Below are 14,864 nucleotides of genomic sequence, written 5' to 3' on the forward strand. Positions count from 1 at the left end.
TGTATCTTATCAATTGTGTTTATTTTAGAAAATTCTGAATAATAAAGACGTTTTTGTAACCTTCTCAAGAAAAGATTTTATCCCATATGTGTGGAGTTATTCATTTCAGGTTCTATAAAGGTTTCCATATAATTTTTTCCCCACTCATCCATGCTCTCAAGGATGGGCATCAAGCTTCTCCCGTGTTCAGTCAAGGAATATTCAACTTTTGGAGGGACAACCGGATAGACTTTTCGGTGAACGATTTGATCTTCTTCCAATTCTCGCAGCTGACTTACTAACATTCGCTGAGTAATTCCCGGCATCATGGACTTTAACTCCCCAAATCGTTTCGTCCCTTCTTTTCCTAGGTGCCACATAATCAGCATTTTCCACTTGCCTCCAATAATCGTTAACGTTAATTCCTTTTCACAGTTAAACGTTTTGCTAAAAAGTCTGCTCAATCCTTTTTCCTCCCTTTTTATGCGTAATAGTATAGTTTTAGACACTATATGAAAATAAAGTGTCTACTTATAAAGGAAAATTGTACCTGCTATACTGTAATCTGTAAAGGTGGTAAAAGACTATATTCACTGTAATAGGCCGTTAAAATAAAGGAGGAGATCAATTGGGCAGTGTAGCTCGTTCACGTGATAATTGTCTCAAGTCTCATTCACCACAAGCGTTAGAAGTGGATTCCATGACCTTTATCTTATTTGGAGCAACAGGAGATTTAGCTAAAAGAAAAATTTTTCCTGCGTTATATAATTTATTTTTAGATAAAAAGCTTCCTTCTTCCTTTTCTATTGTTGGTACGGATAGAAGCAACTGGTCTGATGATGCCTTTCAAATATATGTAGAAGAATCAGTAAAGACTTTTTCAAGGCGCTTTAGACAAGGTGAATCCAAGATAAAAGAATTTCTTAAGACAGTTCGCTATCATAAAATGGATGTTACCAATAGTGGTGGATATGACCAGTTGCTGTATGCTATTCAAGAAGGCGAAGCAGAATTAAATATTCCTGAAAATCGTCTTTTCTATTTATCAGTGGCTCCTGAATTTGTAGACGTCATTGCTTCAAATATAAACAGCGGCGGATTAGGATCTACAAAAGGCTGGAAACGTCTTATTATCGAAAAGCCTTTCGGACACGATTTACAATCTGCTCAAGTGTTAAATCAAAAGCTTACTGAAACGTTCAATGAAGAAGAGATTTATCGTATCGACCACTATCTAGGAAAACCAATGATCCAAAATTTGGAGGCTTTAGCATCTGCAAACCCTATTTTACAAGCACTATGGAATCATCACTACGTTGCAAATGTCCAAATTACAGCTAGTGAAACAGTTGGTGTAGAAGAAAGAGCGTTTTACTATGATCAGGCCGGTGCAATTAGGGATATGTTCCAAAACCATATGCTTCAAATGCTTATGATGACTGCCATGCAGCTGCCAAAGACACTTAACATCGCAAAGACTCGCCAACAAAAGATAAAAATTATGAAAAGCCTTCGTCCTCTACAAAAAGAGTTTATCCATTCGAACGTCATAAGAGGTCAATACGAAGCGGGAAAAATCCAAAATCGTTCCGTTATAGGATATAAAGAAGAGCCCGGCATCAATGCTGCTTCCGTCAATGACACATTTATAGCAGTCCGGGTATGGATTGATCATGAGCTTTGGAAAGGAGTACCTTTCTATCTTCGCACAGGAAAAAGAATGAGTAAAAAATGCACGCGTATCGTCATTGAATTTAAACATCCTTTAAAGGATGTTTATACAGACGAAGAAATTATTCCCAACCTTTTGGTTGTCGAAATCAGCCCAAATGAAGGTATATCACTGCAATTAAACAGCAAAAACCCTTTGAATGATAATAAAATCGAACCTATTTTTATCAATTTCTCAACAAATCAAAGAGAAGTACCCGAAGCTTATGAACTGCTGTTAGTTGATGCTTTACAGGGAGACTCCACATTTTTTGCTCATTGGGAAGAAGTTGAATTATCTTGGAAATGGGTGCAACCTATTTTAGAAGTTTTTAATGATGAACGCTTTCCTCTTCATTTTTATCCTGCGGGTACGATGGGACCAGCGGCTTCAAATCATTTGTTAGAAGACGACGGGTTTAAGTGGTGGTGATTACTTTTAATCTCGTTAAAAAGAGGCTGGGGTAAAAGCATTTTATTTGAAGAAAGATCCGAACGATGAAGCGAGATTCTTGATGGAGAATCCAACTCGTTCGGACTTTTTCATTGTGGTCGTAAACGTAAGTTTACTGCATGTAGTTGCTTCTAGTTGTTCGTATTTTCTTTATTTAATATCAGCCATTTGATTTTTCGATCTCGCTCTTTTCTTTCTTGTTCATCAACTAAATCATATTTCTTCAGCAAATGAAACATCTCGTTTAATGTTGTTTGCGAAGGATTTCGTACGAGAAACTCATGAAATAACGAGCGAATATCTTCTGGCAGCCATTGTGACTGCGAGTTAAACTTCTGCTGTACATCTTCTACCGAGTGGTCTAAATTACATTTACCCATACCTTTTCCTCCTTTTTCATGTAACTTTTTTACATTTTTAGTCTTCTTTTCGTTTAAACGTACTTGGCATAACAACTGCTACAACTTCTCCGGTCGCAACAATGATGTCACTCGCGTATACTTCTGTTTTAACTCTCCACTTCTTCGGGTGAATTTCTTCAACCGTTCCTATTGCTTTTAGTACTTCACCCTGGGGCGTTGGTTTTTTAAAATCCACGTGGAGAGAACCGGTAACAAATCGCGGCGGCTCTGCTGAATCTCCTATTTCGCAGCCATTTTTACGGTATAGAGCAAGAGAAGCAGAGCCTGTTCCATGACAATCAATCAGTGATGCAAGAAGTCCGCCATATACAAATCCTGGTATAGCTGTATGTTCAGGCTTAGGTGTATAAAGGGTAATTGTTTTTTCTCCTAGCCATCCTGTCCGAAAATGATAGCCGTCCTGATTTAATCGGCCGCAGCCGTAACACCATGCAAAATCATCCGGATATTCGTCTTGAATCGCTTTTACTACTTTTCCCATGGTTCACCACTCCTTTTTTCGGAATATTTTAACACATTTTCTCTTACAATCGTTAGAACTAAACGGACTATTTTCAAGCTTACATAACTAGAAATCTTAGAAGAAAAGCCTCACTTAAAAAATAAGTGAGGCCTTATCGTTAAAATTCTTCATAGGCAGCGGGGTCTTGATTATTAAGTCTTCCATCTTCGCGGTTCAATTCTGAAAGCATATTCATCTCCGTTTCATCTAAAGAAAATGAAAAAATCGATATGTTTTCAAGCTGCCGCTTGCGAGATGACGATTTTGGGATTGAAATGGCGCCTAGCTGATAATGCCATCGCAAAATCACTTGTGAAACTGTCTTATTATGACGGTCTGCAATTTGTTTAATCGTTTCATTTTCTAAAACAGCACTCGCTCGTCCTAGTGGACTCCAAGATTCAATTTGAATGTTTTTCTCTTGATACCAATTTCGATATTGATGTTGATTAAAAAAAGGATGCAGTTCTATTTGATTGATGCTTGGTAAAATGCCGGTCTCTTTTTCCAAGCGCTCAATATGCTCGGGAAGAAAATTACAAACACCAATTGAACGAATCAAGCCCCAGCGCTTCGCATCAATCAGTGCTTGCCAAGCTTCTACATAATGATCTTGTTTAGGATTAGGCCAATGAATAAGATACAAATCATAATAGTCTAAATTCGCGCGATATAAAGATTCTTGGATGGTAGGAATTGCTTTGTCATACGTATGGTATCGCCCGGGGAGTTTAGACGTAACGAACAGTTCTTGTCTAGAAACCGGTGTTCTTCGAAGCGCTTGGCCCACGGTGCCTTCATTTTCGTAATTATAAGCCGTATCAATTAGACGATACCCTACATCAATCGCACTCGTTATAGCGTTGACTCCTTCATTTCCGTTAAGCTTGTATGTACCAAAACCTATAGCAGGCAAGGTTACCCCGTCATTAAGCGTTATTTCAGGAATTACTTTACTCATTATTATCCACTCCTTTCGATCATGTCATAAGGTTAGCATATATTATCCAATACTTGAATAAATTTGCATCACTCCTTTTCACAAAGGAGTGATGCTTTTAAAACAATCCAAAAAGCGATTACGGAGAAACCTCCGTTTTAAACTCGTTAACTTCGCACTTTTCTGCTTCTTTCTTGTTTTTAGTTAACGTAAAGAAAGCTACAAAACCTAAAAGCGCCGTACTAAATAAGATAGCAGCCATCGGAATCGCTGTTGTTTCGTTAATCCCTACTAAAGGAGAAACAATTGATCCTAAAGTTAATGGAAGCATACCTAACACGGCACTCGCACTCCCTGCTCTATGTCCTTGATTTTTCATTGCCAATGTCACCGAGCCTGTGATCGTCATTCCTATAGAGATCATGTAAATAAAAATGGGAATAACAATCGTAGCCAGCGGCCCTTTAAGCATGGTCATGATAAGAAGTACGCTAGTAGCACTTACAGCCGTAATCACGGCAATGCGAAGCAGGCTTCTTTCATGGATAATTCCGCTAAAGCGCCCAATAATAAAGCTTCCAGTCACAATAGCCAAGCCGTTAATACCAAACAAAATGCTAAAAACTTGCGGAGAAACATGGTATATCCCTTGATAGACAAATGGAGTGCCTGATACATAAGCAAAGCTTCCTCCATGGACCAGTCCGATAATTAGGGCATACCCAATAAAAGAACGGTCTTGTAATAAACTGCCCATTGTGCGAACAGAATGACCAATTGAACTTGGTGTTCTATTTTCAATGGGCAAAGTTTCTTTTAAACGCATTGAGATTGTTAAAACAATTAAAAGACCTATTAAACTTAAAAACAAGAAAATAGTATGCCAGCTTGCAAAAGGAAGAAGTAAAATAGCACCTCCGGCCATTGGTGCTATCATTGGTGCAAAGGCATTGATAACCATTAACAGAGCAAAAAACTTCGTAAGTTCTCTTCCGCTAAAAACGTCTCTGACAATGGCGCGAGAAAGAACAACTCCTGCCGAAGCCGTAAACCCCTGCAAAAAGCGTGCGATAACTAAAGCCGTGATAGTAGGAGCCAGTGCACAGAGCAATGACGATAACATAAATAAAGAGATGGAGATGAGTAAAGGTCCTTTTCGTCCCTTTGCATCACTGATTGGACCAATCACGATTTGACCAACGGCAAGTCCTAGTAAACATGATGTTAAGCTAAGCTGTACAAGTGAAGCTCGCGCATCTAAATGATCAGCAATAGAAGGAAAACTTGGCAAATACATATCGATATTAAGCGGACCTAATATCGCAAGCGTGCTGAGAAGAAACGCCAATCCTAGACGTTTTTTTCCAGTTGGATTATGAAGCATAATAGCAGAGCACCTTCCTTATCTAAATATTGTATTTTCACAGATAACCTCTAGTCTATTGAAAGGCACCCCTTCTGTCTAGGACATTTGTCTAGAGATGCAGATAAAGTTCCACTGGAAAAGAAGAAGGTATGAGTAACTACAACTACATACGGTTAACATAAAAAACAGCGCTTGAAATTCCTCCAAGCGCTGTTTTTTATATACTATCTAATGCCTGCTGTAAATCTCTCATAATATCTTCCCAAGCTTCCAGCCCAACTGATAAACGAAGAAGTTCATTTGAGATGCCCATTTCTTTTCGAGCTTCTTCCGGCACAACTGCATGCGTCATCGAGGCAGGATGCTGAATAAGTGTTTCAGCATCGCCAAGACTCACCGCGATGGAAATGAGCTTAAGCTGATTCACCACTTTTACGGTTTCTTCATAACCTCCTTTCACTTCAAAGGAGAGAAGCCCCCCTCCTTTTTTCATTTGCTTTTGCATGAGGGAATAAGCAGTGATCTTTTTATCACCTGGATAATAAACGGCTTTCACCTTGGGATGGAGACTTAATTGTTTTGCGATATGTTCAGCATTTTCACAGTGACGATCCATTCGAACGGCCAGCGTTTTTAAGCCTCGGAGTAACAGCCACGCATCAAATGGTGAAAGAATACCTCCAATATCTTTTTGCGTCGTTTTGCGCAGTACGGAAATAACCTCTTTGTCCCCTACTACAATTCCTGCCACAACATCTCCGTGTCCACCAATAAATTTAGTTGCGCTATGAATAACTAAGTCGCATCCAAGCTTCAGCGGCTGCTGCAAATAAGGAGTTGAAAAGGTATTGTCTACTACCACGGGAATTCCTTTTTGTTTGGCGATACAAGTAACTAACTCTAAATCTACTAAAGTCATAGTGGGGTTAATCGGCGTTTCAATATAAATACATGCTGTATCTTCTTTGATAGCAGCAAGAATTTCTTCCTCAGTTTCCAAGTTGGAAAAAGAATGACGGATTTGATATTTTTCCTCAAGCATTTCTAAGAGACCAAACGTGCATCCATACACTCCTTTTGAACACAAAATATGATCGCCTGCTTTTGTAAGTCCAATCAATACAGCCGATACTGCAGCCATTCCCGATCCAAATGCCAAAGCGGCTTCTCCTTCTTCAAGCTGTGCCATACGCTCTTCTAAAATGGTGATCGTTGGATTAGATAACCGGGAATATACATAACCATCTTCTGCTCCGCTAAACCGGTTTGCACCTTGTTCTAGAGATGAAAATGTAAATGTAGACGTTTGATAAATAGGCGGAGCTAAACTATCAAAATGATGTTTTGATTCATACCCTGCGTGAATGGCTTTTGTTTCAAACTGATATTTCTCTTTTTCGTTCATACGGCTTCCCCCTTATGCAAACAAGCGCTGTGTCATCTTTAAAAATGTAAGCGTTTTCTTTTATTATATTTCTCTTTTCTTTTTTCGTTCCCTTCCTCCTCACTTAGATAATTCTACCGTAGAGAAAGAAGCGACATGCACCCTGCATCTCGCTTTACTTCATCATTTGTTTAATTAGTGTTGAATTACGCTTTTTGAATACTTCATTGTGAGAAGAAACCATAGCTGTCTTAGCCGCAGAAGGCTGAACGAATTGTTTTGCTTTGTTTACGGCATTAGCAGCATCTTGAAAAGCACCCGTAATTAAATGGACTTTCCCTTCGTGCATGAGAATATCTCCCGCTGCATATACGCCTTCTACAGACGTTTCGCTTGCTGCATTACCTGCGATGTAATAGTCATCAATGGTTTTGATATGTAGTTTACTGTTTTTTAACAGCTCTGTATCTCTTTCATAACCGTGATTAATGATAACTTCTTCAACCGGCAAATAAGAAATCTCACCGGTTTGATGATTAGTCAGCTCAACTGTTTCAATAAATTCATGCGTCGCATCAGCCACTAATTTTGTAATAGATGTGTTAAGCAGACAGTGAGCTGAACTGTTTATTAATTGTCTCACCTGCGCTTCATGACCAGTTAGTTCACTGTTTCGATATGTAATATATACCTTTTCAGCAACGGGCTCTAGCTCATTTGCCCAATCAATGGCTGAATTACCTCCTCCGGAAACAATCACCGTTTTATTTTTAAAATGCTGCAGAGATTTAACCGTATAGTTTAAGTTTGTTACTTCAAATCGTTCTGCCCCTTCGATTTTGAGCTTTTGCGGACTTAAAATACCTCCTCCCACAGCAAGGATAATCGTTTTAGAGTAATGATGTTTCCCTGAAGAACTCTTCAGCTGGAAAATACCATCTTCTAAGCGGGAAATGGAGTCAACTTTCTCATTTAAAACAACAGTTGGATCAAACGTCAGCCCTTGTTCAACAAGCTGTTCAATAAGCTTCGCACCAGTAATAGGCGTTTGGCCTCCGACATCCCAAATCATTTTTTCAGGATAAACGTGAAGTTTTCCGCCTAGTTTTGGCTGATATTCAATCAGCTTTGTTTTCATTTCCCTTAGGCCGCTATAAAAGGCAGAATAAAGGCCAGCCGGTCCCCCGCCTATAATTGTCACATCAAAAAGTTCATTGTGTATCATGCACGTTCACTCCTCGTAATCAATCGTTATTGATTATCATTCTCATTTAAATATACATCTTCTTCAACGTTTTGACAATAAAAATAACTATTGACATCCGGAAACGTTCGAATTATAGTATGTAAAGTAAACGACATTGATAATCATTATCAAGTATCGTTGTATTAAACGTAAACGGAGGGGCAAATATGGTTCGCCTATATACAGAGAAATTACATATTAGTTATGGTGAACGTCTAATAGTTAAGAATTTAAGCGTTAACATTCCAGACAAAAAGATTACCACGATTATTGGTTCAAACGGATGCGGCAAATCAACGCTTTTAAAAGCCATCACCCGCATTATTTCCCATCAATCTGGCTCCGTCATTTTAGATGGCGAAAACATTTCAACAGAACATACAAAATCACTCGCTAAAAAAATGGCGATTCTCCCTCAGACACCAGAAAGTGCCAGCGGCCTAACTGTTGGAGAACTTGTATCTTATGGGCGATTTCCCTATCAAAAAGGTTTTGGGCGTCTATCGAAAGAAGATTATCAAACGATTGACTGGGCGCTTGAAGTAACCGGAACAAAAGATTACAAGTTTCGTCCCGTTGACTCTCTTTCAGGGGGTCAGCGCCAGCGAGTGTGGATTGCGATGGCTTTAGCTCAAGAAACCGATATTATATTCCTCGATGAGCCTACTACCTACTTGGATATGGCTCATCAGTTAGAAGTACTTGAACTCCTGCAAAAACTAAACAAAGAGCAGGAACGTACAGTTGTAATGGTGCTTCATGATCTAAATCAAGCCGCTCGCTTTGCGGATTATATTATCGCTTTAAAAGATGGAGAAATTGTCAAAGCCGGAAAATGTGAAGAAGTCATTACGCAGGACGTTCTAAAAAAAGTGTTTCATATCGACGCTGAAATTGGGCGGGATCCGAGAACAAATAAACCAATGTGTATCACATATAACTTATTAAGAGGAGATAACTAAATGAAAAAATTACTGCTTCCATTCATGCTTATATTCGTACTACTTATTAGTGCCTGCAGCAACGGTTCAACTGAAAGTAAAAATGATTCTAGAAAAAACAGCGAATCCAAGACGATCACATATCAATCTGAAGACGGCCCTGTAAAAGTTCCGGCTAATCCGAAACGTGTTGTTGTGTTAGGTTCCTATGCAGGTAACGTACTTTCTTTAGGTGTTAACATTGTCGGAGTGGACTCATGGTCTAAAATGAATCCCCGCTTTGAAAAGAAATTAAAAGGCGTCGAAGAAGTATCAGAGGAAAATTTAGAAAAGATTATTGAATTAAAGCCTGACTTAATTATTGGCTTATCTACTACAAAAAACATTGATAAATTGAAAAAAATTGCCCCTACTGTCACGTATACATACGATAAAGTAGATTACCTTACTCAGCATGTAGAAATTGGAAAGCTATTAAATAAAGAAGAAGAAGCACAATCATGGGTAGACGACTTTAAAAAGCGTGCGGCAAAAGCTGGTTCTGACATCAAAGCTAAAATTGGCGAAGATGCCACGGTTTCAGTTATTGAGAACTTTGACAAACAGCTTTATGTGTTTGGGAATAACTGGGGACGCGGAACGGAGATTCTTTATCAAGAAATGAAATTAAAAATGCCGCAGAAGGTAAAAAAAATGGCTTTGAAAGATGGGTACTATGCAATTTCACCGGAAGTTCTTCCTGAATATGCCGGAGATTATTTAATCTTTAGCAAAAACCAAGATGGAGATACATCATTTGAGAAAACAGATACGTACAAAAATATTCCTGCTGTAAAGAACAATCACGTATTTGAAGCAAATGCAAAAGAATTTTATTTTAATGATCCAATCACACTAGATTATCAACTAGATTTCTTTACTCAAAAATTTCTTGGCAAGTAATTCATTCAAGAGGAATTCTTTTTAGGATTCCTCTTGCTTTGTGTTACTAAATTTATTCTTACATGAAAAGATGGGTGTTTTATGAAAAAAGACAATCAGCGTTTCATTCCCTTTTTATATAAATTAATAGGTATGCTGTTCGTATTCATCACAATGTTTGTTTCTTCAATGGTTTTTGGGGCTGCTGACATATCGATAAAAGATGTATGGCTAGCACTTTCATCAAGCAGTGTAAACGAACAGATTTCGATCATCAGAGATATTCGTTTACCTCGTGAAATCGCCGCTGTTTTTGTTGGCGCTGCTTTATCAGTATCAGGGGCTATTATGCAAGGTATGACAAGAAACCCACTTGCAGATCCAGGACTTTTAGGGTTAACGTCTGGCGCAAATGCGGCTTTAGCTGTAACAATTGCCTTGATCCCTTCTATAAATTATTTGGGTATTACGATTGCTTGCTTTATAGGAGCCGGGGTTGGCGCAATCCTGGTGTTTGGAATTGCTGCTATAAAAAGAGGAGGATTTTCTCCGCTTCGAATTGTACTAGCGGGGGCTGCCGTTTCAGCATTTCTATATGCCATTGGAGAAGGCTTCGGTATTTATTTTAAGATTTCAAAAGATGTATCCATGTGGACTGCTGGCGGAATTGTAGGCACTTCTTGGGAACAGCTTCAAATCATTGTTCCTTTTATTCTCGGAGGTATATTCATTGCCCTTTTGCTTTCTCGGCAGCTTACTATTCTGAGCTTAAATGAAGAAGTGGCTGTAGGATTGGGCCAGCAAACGACAAAAGTCAAAACCATTTTATTTGTCGTCATGATTCTTCTTGCCGGCGCTTCTGTTGCACTAGTGGGAAACATGGTGTTTATCGGCTTGATGATTCCTCATATTGTACGAGGAATTGTAGGAACTGACTATCGTTTTATTATCCCTATGTCCGCTATCACTGGCGCAGCGTTTATGCTGCTCGCTGATACATTGGCTCGAACGGTCAGTGCTCCTTATGAAACACCGATAGCAGCAGTTGTATCGATGATTGGTTTACCTTTCTTTTTAGTGATTGTTCGTAAAGGAGGAAAAGCATTCTCATGATTCACCCAGCGCTTATTAGAAAACAACGAATAATTATGATGCTGCTCACTGTTTTGATTCTTGGAACGGTTGTGATAGGAATGGGACTCGGTGATGCACCCCTTCCTTACAATAAAGTGTTTCCTACTCTTTTTGGCAAAGGGAATTTTACAGATGAGTTCGTCCTTTTTTCAATTCGACTTCCGCGGATTATCATTACGCTTCTAGCAGGAATGGCTCTAGCTTTATCAGGAGCTATCTTACAAAGTGTTACGCGCAATGATTTAGCGGAACCTGGGATTATAGGAATTAATTCAGGAGCAGGAGCCGCAATTGCTGTGTTCTTTTTATTTTCCCCAATTGAAGCGGGCTCTTTCGTTTATGCCCTTCCGCTGGTAGGCTTTATCGGCGCCTTGTTGACAGCTGGTCTTATCTATCTTTGTGCATATAGTAAAAGCCAAGGACTGCAGCCTGTAAAGTTGATTTTAACAGGCGTAGGTTTTTCAATGGCTCTTTCTGGAATGATGGTGGTGATTATGTCATCAGCTGATCGGGTTAAAGTTGATTTTATTGCTAAATGGATTGCAGGCAGCATCTGGGGGACAGACTGGCCTTTTATATGGGCTCTTCTACCTTGGCTTCTTGTCTTGATTCCTTTTATATTGTACAAAGCAAACTCATTAAACATTTTTAATTTAAATGAAGCTGCAGCTATTGGAGTCGGAATTTCTCTGGAGAAAGAACGTGTAACATTGCTTTTAGCCGCGGTGGCATTAGCGGCAGCCGCGGTTTCAGTGACGGGCGGCGTGGCTTTTATTGGACTTCTTGCTCCTCATATTGCTAAAGGCTTAGTAGGACCGAGAAGTCAGCTTTTTATTCCCGTTGCTATTCTACTTGGCGGCTGGCTTTTGCTGATTGCTGATACGATAGGACATAACATTGCAAATCCTAACGGTATACCGGCAGGAATTATTGCCGCCGTAATAGGTGCTCCTTATTTTGTTTATTTGCTTTTGAAAAAATAATATGCAGACGCGCTTTTTTCAGAAAGCGCGTCTAGTTATTATTTTTTTTGTCTTTCATCTGCAGCGTTCGCTCTAACCTGTGCTTCTAAATCGTCTTGGTCTGCTAATTCACGCGAAAACTCTTCGTCCACTCCATCTGCTTTAGATGCAGGATAATCTGCTACCTTTTTTAATTGTTTCTTCAACTCTTTTTCATTCATAATGAACACTCCTTTATTCTAGACTGTTATTAGTATGCGTTTGTCGTTTCTGCACTATGTGGAGAAAGAAGGAATTTTACCAATAAGACCGAAAGCATACGTAATAAGAAAAAGAAAGGACGTTTTATATGATCATCATTATTATGCTCTCTATTATCATTGTATTTGTTATTTTACTGCTGTGCGTAGTTACCACCTCAAAAGCTTATGATTATAAACATACCGTAGATCCGCTTACAAAAAAACAACACGAAAAAAAGTAGGTGCGCTCGTTTCACACCTACTTTTTTTGTTAGCCCTGCAGTGATTTTAAATCATGATCGTTCAATTGAAATGCTTGCTTAATTTTGTCTTCTAAGTTTTTTGTTACTCTTCTCTTCCCAACTTCAACCAGGGCGATTAAAGAAAAACTGCAGTTCACTGCTTGAGCGAAGTTTCGCTGATTCATATTGTAGTTTTTTCGAATGTTTTTTACCATCTCTTTATCCATTTACACTCACTCCGCATAACTCAATATACTTTTTTTATTCCTCTTCAAGTCACATGTTCATCTAGCTGCCGACAGAGCGTAAGAAATTGCTGCTGCTCTTCTTCTTTATAGCATGCAAACAGTTTTTCAATCCTTTGCTGCATGTCTTTCTCAGCCGCTTGAATCACTTGTTTTCCCTTGTTTGTAAGCTCAACCATAACTTTACGCCGATCTTCTTTTGAATGGTAGCGCTCCACAAGATTCAGTTCATACAAACGTGTAATTGATGCTGTGATAACGCTTGGGCTCGCCTTCATTTCGTCTGCCACTTTGGTCACAGGCATTGTACGTGCACATTCAACAATCAGTAAAATATGATATTGAAAAGGGGTAATTCTGTAATACTGTAAAAGGCTTTTTACATTTGTCATTACTTTTTTGTTTAAAGATATTGAAATTCTTTGAATTTCTTCACCAAATATCAATGGATCCATCCACCTCACCGCCCCTTTCTCTCCAACATGTTTTATGATGAACTTTTGATTCTATAGCACTTTATGAATTTATACTTTTTGGAGCTGGAAGCATACGAATATCTTCCTCTTGAGCTTTTGATTTCTTTTCTTCGACTACTTTATCTTTACGTACGTCACGAAGGAAGAAACTTAAAATTAAACCGATAACAGAAATCGCTGTTGCCCAATAAAAAGCATCGTTAATACCTTGAATCGTACCTTGCTGCGTCATTTTTCCAGATAAAATCGTCAGCGCTTGCTGCTGAGCTTGATCTTGTGATAAATGCAAAGTAGCAGCTACTTTTTGTACAAATAAATGAAAGCTATTCATAAAGAATGGATCAGACGTATTCATGGAACTGCTGATTTCATTTACATGATATGTTGTACGGTTTGTAAAAATGGTCGTCATTAAACTAATACCAATTGAACCACTTACTTGACGAAGCGTATTAGACATTGACGTTCCGTGACTGCTTAGTCTCTGCGGAAGCTGATTCAAACCGGCTGTCATAATTGGCATCATTAAAAGTGACATACCAAACGATCGGATAATATAAATCGCTAAAATATGATTAAACGGTGTATCCATCGTCAGCTTCGTAAATTCAAACGTTGAAATAGATGTAATAAACATACCAACGATTGCTAGCGGACGAGGTCCCACTTTATCAAACAATGTACCTGAAATCGGCGACATGACCAGCATAACAAGTGCGCCAGGAAGCAACAGCAGTCCTGAATCAAAAGCAGAATATCCGCGGATATTTTGCAAGTAAATTGGAAGCAAGAACATACCTGCGTACATACTGATTGTAATCGCAATACTAATAATATTTGATAGTGAAAAAATATTATATTTAAACACGCGCATATCCAATAGCGGCTTTTCAGATTTAATTTGTTGAAGAACAAATATAATTAAAAGAACTGCCCCGCCAATGATTGTAGAAAGAACAACTGAATCCGTCCAGCCGTCATTTCCAGCTTCACTAAATCCGTAAAGCAATAATCCCATACCTGCAAGTGATGTCACAACCGAAGGCATGTGAACTTTTACATCCTTTGGAGGCTGAATGTCTTTTAATTGAAAGAAAGCAATAATTAATACAATCGCACCTAATGGCACCATGCCGTTAAAAAGGATGTGCCAATCATAGTTTTGAATAACCCATCCAGATAATGTTGGACCAATAGCCGGTGCGAACATCATGGCTAATCCAAAAATACCCATCCCTTTTCCTCGCATGTGAGGAGGGAAAATAAACACAATAATGGTCATAACAAGAGGCGATAAGACACCTCCGCCAATAGCTTGAATTAAACGGCCGGTAAGCATAATCGAAAATGTAGGTGCAATTCCGCAAATCAATGACCCTACTGTAAAACAAACCATTGCAAATAAGAACAAGCGACGCACACCAAATCGTTCAATTAAAAAAGCTGAAAGCGGAATTAACGCCCCGTTCACAAGCATATATCCAGTTAACAACCACTGAGCTGTATTTGCGGTTACGCCAAACTCAGTAATTAAATGCGGGATGGCTACGTTTAGCAACGTTTGATTTAATATTGCAAGAAACAAACCAAGCATTAAAACAATCAATAGCGGAATATGCTTTTTGATGGATCCATCACTTGTGTTTTCTATACTGGCTGTCATCATATTTCCTCCCTTCTTGAACTGTTGTAGTAAGA

The 14,864-nt window shown here is 38.8% G+C and carries 17 protein-coding genes; 6 read left to right on the forward strand and 11 right to left on the reverse strand.

Going from position 1 to position 14,864, the window contains the following annotated elements; genetic code table 11:
- Positions 1 to 77: 77 nt before the first annotated feature.
- Complete coding sequence (locus SCI76_RS06475) at positions 78 to 443, reverse strand: helix-turn-helix domain-containing protein (protein ID WP_014460848.1); 366 nt, start codon at positions 441 to 443, stop codon at positions 78 to 80.
- A 164-nt stretch (positions 444 to 607) separates the two neighbouring features.
- On the opposite strand from SCI76_RS06475, the gene zwf reads away from it, so the two are divergent.
- Entirely contained in the window at positions 608 to 2,122 is a 1,515-nt protein-coding gene (zwf, locus tag SCI76_RS06480) for a glucose-6-phosphate dehydrogenase (protein WP_081213942.1), read from the forward strand.
- A 152-nt stretch (positions 2,123 to 2,274) separates the two neighbouring features.
- On the opposite strand, the gene SCI76_RS06485 is transcribed toward zwf, so the two are convergent.
- The 6 genes from SCI76_RS06485 to SCI76_RS06510 form a co-directional block, all read right to left on the reverse strand.
- Positions 2,275 to 2,523 (reverse strand): hypothetical protein, encoded by a 249-nt coding sequence (locus SCI76_RS06485; RefSeq protein WP_013082444.1) that lies wholly within the window; start codon positions 2,521 to 2,523, stop codon positions 2,275 to 2,277.
- Between the two features lie 37 nt (positions 2,524 to 2,560).
- Positions 2,561 to 3,046 (reverse strand): hotdog fold domain-containing protein, encoded by a 486-nt coding sequence (locus SCI76_RS06490; protein WP_328174729.1) that lies wholly within the window; start codon positions 3,044 to 3,046, stop codon positions 2,561 to 2,563.
- A gap of 139 nt (positions 3,047 to 3,185) precedes the next feature.
- Positions 3,186 to 4,028, reverse strand: coding sequence for an aldo/keto reductase (locus SCI76_RS06495; protein WP_063246909.1), 843 nt, complete (start codon positions 4,026 to 4,028; stop codon positions 3,186 to 3,188).
- Positions 4,029 to 4,146: 118 nt separating this feature from the next.
- Positions 4,147 to 5,391, reverse strand: a complete 1,245-nt coding sequence (locus SCI76_RS06500) for a Bcr/CflA family efflux MFS transporter (protein ID WP_048018531.1) — start codon at positions 5,389 to 5,391, stop codon at positions 4,147 to 4,149.
- Positions 5,392 to 5,590: 199 nt separating this feature from the next.
- The gene (gene megL / locus SCI76_RS06505; protein ID WP_407545100.1) at positions 5,591 to 6,778 is read right to left on the reverse strand and encodes a methionine gamma-lyase; all 1,188 of its coding nucleotides are present in this window, start codon (positions 6,776 to 6,778) and stop codon (positions 5,591 to 5,593) included.
- A 154-nt stretch (positions 6,779 to 6,932) separates the two neighbouring features.
- Positions 6,933 to 7,982, reverse strand: coding sequence for an NAD(P)/FAD-dependent oxidoreductase (locus SCI76_RS06510; protein ID WP_048018529.1), 1,050 nt, complete (start codon positions 7,980 to 7,982; stop codon positions 6,933 to 6,935).
- Positions 7,983 to 8,170: 188 nt separating this feature from the next.
- On the opposite strand from SCI76_RS06510, the gene SCI76_RS06515 reads away from it, so the two are divergent.
- The 4 genes from SCI76_RS06515 to SCI76_RS06530 all read left to right on the forward strand — a co-directional run bounded on the left by SCI76_RS06515 (position 8,171) and on the right by SCI76_RS06530 (position 11,982).
- Complete coding sequence (locus SCI76_RS06515) at positions 8,171 to 8,965, forward strand: ABC transporter ATP-binding protein (RefSeq protein WP_048018528.1); 795 nt, start codon at positions 8,171 to 8,173, stop codon at positions 8,963 to 8,965.
- Positions 8,966 to 9,886 (forward strand): iron-hydroxamate ABC transporter substrate-binding protein, encoded by a 921-nt coding sequence (locus SCI76_RS06520; protein ID WP_221831767.1) that lies wholly within the window; start codon positions 8,966 to 8,968, stop codon positions 9,884 to 9,886. It begins immediately after the preceding gene.
- A gap of 81 nt (positions 9,887 to 9,967) precedes the next feature.
- On the forward strand, positions 9,968 to 10,978 hold the full coding sequence (locus tag SCI76_RS06525; protein WP_221831769.1) for an iron ABC transporter permease: 1,011 nt from the start codon (positions 9,968 to 9,970) through the stop codon (positions 10,976 to 10,978).
- Positions 10,975 to 11,982: a FecCD family ABC transporter permease gene (locus SCI76_RS06530; protein ID WP_407545101.1), complete on the forward strand. Its 1,008-nt coding sequence runs from the start codon at positions 10,975 to 10,977 to the stop codon at positions 11,980 to 11,982. The genes SCI76_RS06525 and SCI76_RS06530 overlap by 4 nt, the downstream gene beginning before the upstream one ends.
- A gap of 38 nt (positions 11,983 to 12,020) precedes the next feature.
- Here SCI76_RS06530 and SCI76_RS06535 read toward each other — a convergent pair whose 3' ends face one another.
- Complete coding sequence (locus tag SCI76_RS06535) at positions 12,021 to 12,182, reverse strand: YfhD family protein (RefSeq protein WP_221813801.1); 162 nt, start codon at positions 12,180 to 12,182, stop codon at positions 12,021 to 12,023.
- A gap of 128 nt (positions 12,183 to 12,310) precedes the next feature.
- Here SCI76_RS06535 and ytzI point away from each other — a divergent pair, with 128 nt between their 5' ends.
- Positions 12,311 to 12,445, forward strand: a complete 135-nt coding sequence (ytzI, locus tag SCI76_RS06540) for a YtzI protein (protein WP_221831771.1) — start codon at positions 12,311 to 12,313, stop codon at positions 12,443 to 12,445.
- A 29-nt stretch (positions 12,446 to 12,474) separates the two neighbouring features.
- Here ytzI and SCI76_RS06545 read toward each other — a convergent pair whose 3' ends face one another.
- The 3 genes from SCI76_RS06545 to SCI76_RS06555 form a co-directional block, all read right to left on the reverse strand.
- Entirely contained in the window at positions 12,475 to 12,672 is a 198-nt protein-coding gene (locus SCI76_RS06545) for a helix-turn-helix transcriptional regulator (RefSeq protein ID WP_028413982.1), read from the reverse strand.
- 44 nt (positions 12,673 to 12,716) lie between these two features.
- Complete coding sequence (locus SCI76_RS06550; protein WP_221831773.1) at positions 12,717 to 13,145, reverse strand: MarR family winged helix-turn-helix transcriptional regulator; 429 nt, start codon at positions 13,143 to 13,145, stop codon at positions 12,717 to 12,719.
- 61 nt (positions 13,146 to 13,206) lie between these two features.
- Entirely contained in the window at positions 13,207 to 14,832 is a 1,626-nt protein-coding gene (locus SCI76_RS06555) for a DHA2 family efflux MFS transporter permease subunit (RefSeq protein ID WP_033578477.1), read from the reverse strand.
- Between the last annotated feature and the right edge of the window lie 32 nt (positions 14,833 to 14,864).

The organism is Priestia sp. HNGD-A6 (assembly GCF_045784335.1).
Taxonomy (GTDB): Bacteria; Bacillota; Bacilli; order Bacillales; family Bacillaceae_H; genus Priestia; species Priestia zanthoxyli.

Excerpts from the sequence above, each read along its gene's own strand:
- megL (WP_407545100.1), bottom strand. The coding sequence starts at position 6,778 with ATGAACGAAAAAGAGAAATATCAGTTTGAAACAAAAGCCATTCACGCA.
- SCI76_RS06555 (WP_033578477.1), bottom strand. The coding sequence starts at position 14,832 with ATGATGACAGCCAGTATAGAAAACACAAGTGATGGATCCATCAAAAAG.
- ytzI (WP_221831771.1), top strand. The coding sequence starts at position 12,311 with ATGATCATCATTATTATGCTCTCTATTATCATTGTATTTGTTATTTTA.
- SCI76_RS06485 (WP_013082444.1), bottom strand. The coding sequence starts at position 2,523 with ATGGGTAAATGTAATTTAGACCACTCGGTAGAAGATGTACAGCAGAAG.
- SCI76_RS06500 (WP_048018531.1), bottom strand. The coding sequence starts at position 5,391 with ATGCTTCATAATCCAACTGGAAAAAAACGTCTAGGATTGGCGTTTCTT.
- SCI76_RS06550 (WP_221831773.1), bottom strand. The coding sequence starts at position 13,145 with ATGGATCCATTGATATTTGGTGAAGAAATTCAAAGAATTTCAATATCT.
- SCI76_RS06525 (WP_221831769.1), top strand. The coding sequence starts at position 9,968 with ATGAAAAAAGACAATCAGCGTTTCATTCCCTTTTTATATAAATTAATA.
- SCI76_RS06545 (WP_028413982.1), bottom strand. The coding sequence starts at position 12,672 with ATGGATAAAGAGATGGTAAAAAACATTCGAAAAAACTACAATATGAAT.
- SCI76_RS06535 (WP_221813801.1), bottom strand. The coding sequence starts at position 12,182 with ATGAATGAAAAAGAGTTGAAGAAACAATTAAAAAAGGTAGCAGATTAT.
- SCI76_RS06510 (WP_048018529.1), bottom strand. The coding sequence starts at position 7,982 with ATGATACACAATGAACTTTTTGATGTGACAATTATAGGCGGGGGACCG.
- SCI76_RS06495 (WP_063246909.1), bottom strand. The coding sequence starts at position 4,028 with ATGAGTAAAGTAATTCCTGAAATAACGCTTAATGACGGGGTAACCTTG.
- SCI76_RS06530 (WP_407545101.1), top strand. The coding sequence starts at position 10,975 with ATGATTCACCCAGCGCTTATTAGAAAACAACGAATAATTATGATGCTG.
- SCI76_RS06515 (WP_048018528.1), top strand. The coding sequence starts at position 8,171 with ATGGTTCGCCTATATACAGAGAAATTACATATTAGTTATGGTGAACGT.
- SCI76_RS06520 (WP_221831767.1), top strand. The coding sequence starts at position 8,966 with ATGAAAAAATTACTGCTTCCATTCATGCTTATATTCGTACTACTTATT.
- SCI76_RS06490 (WP_328174729.1), bottom strand. The coding sequence starts at position 3,046 with ATGGGAAAAGTAGTAAAAGCGATTCAAGACGAATATCCGGATGATTTT.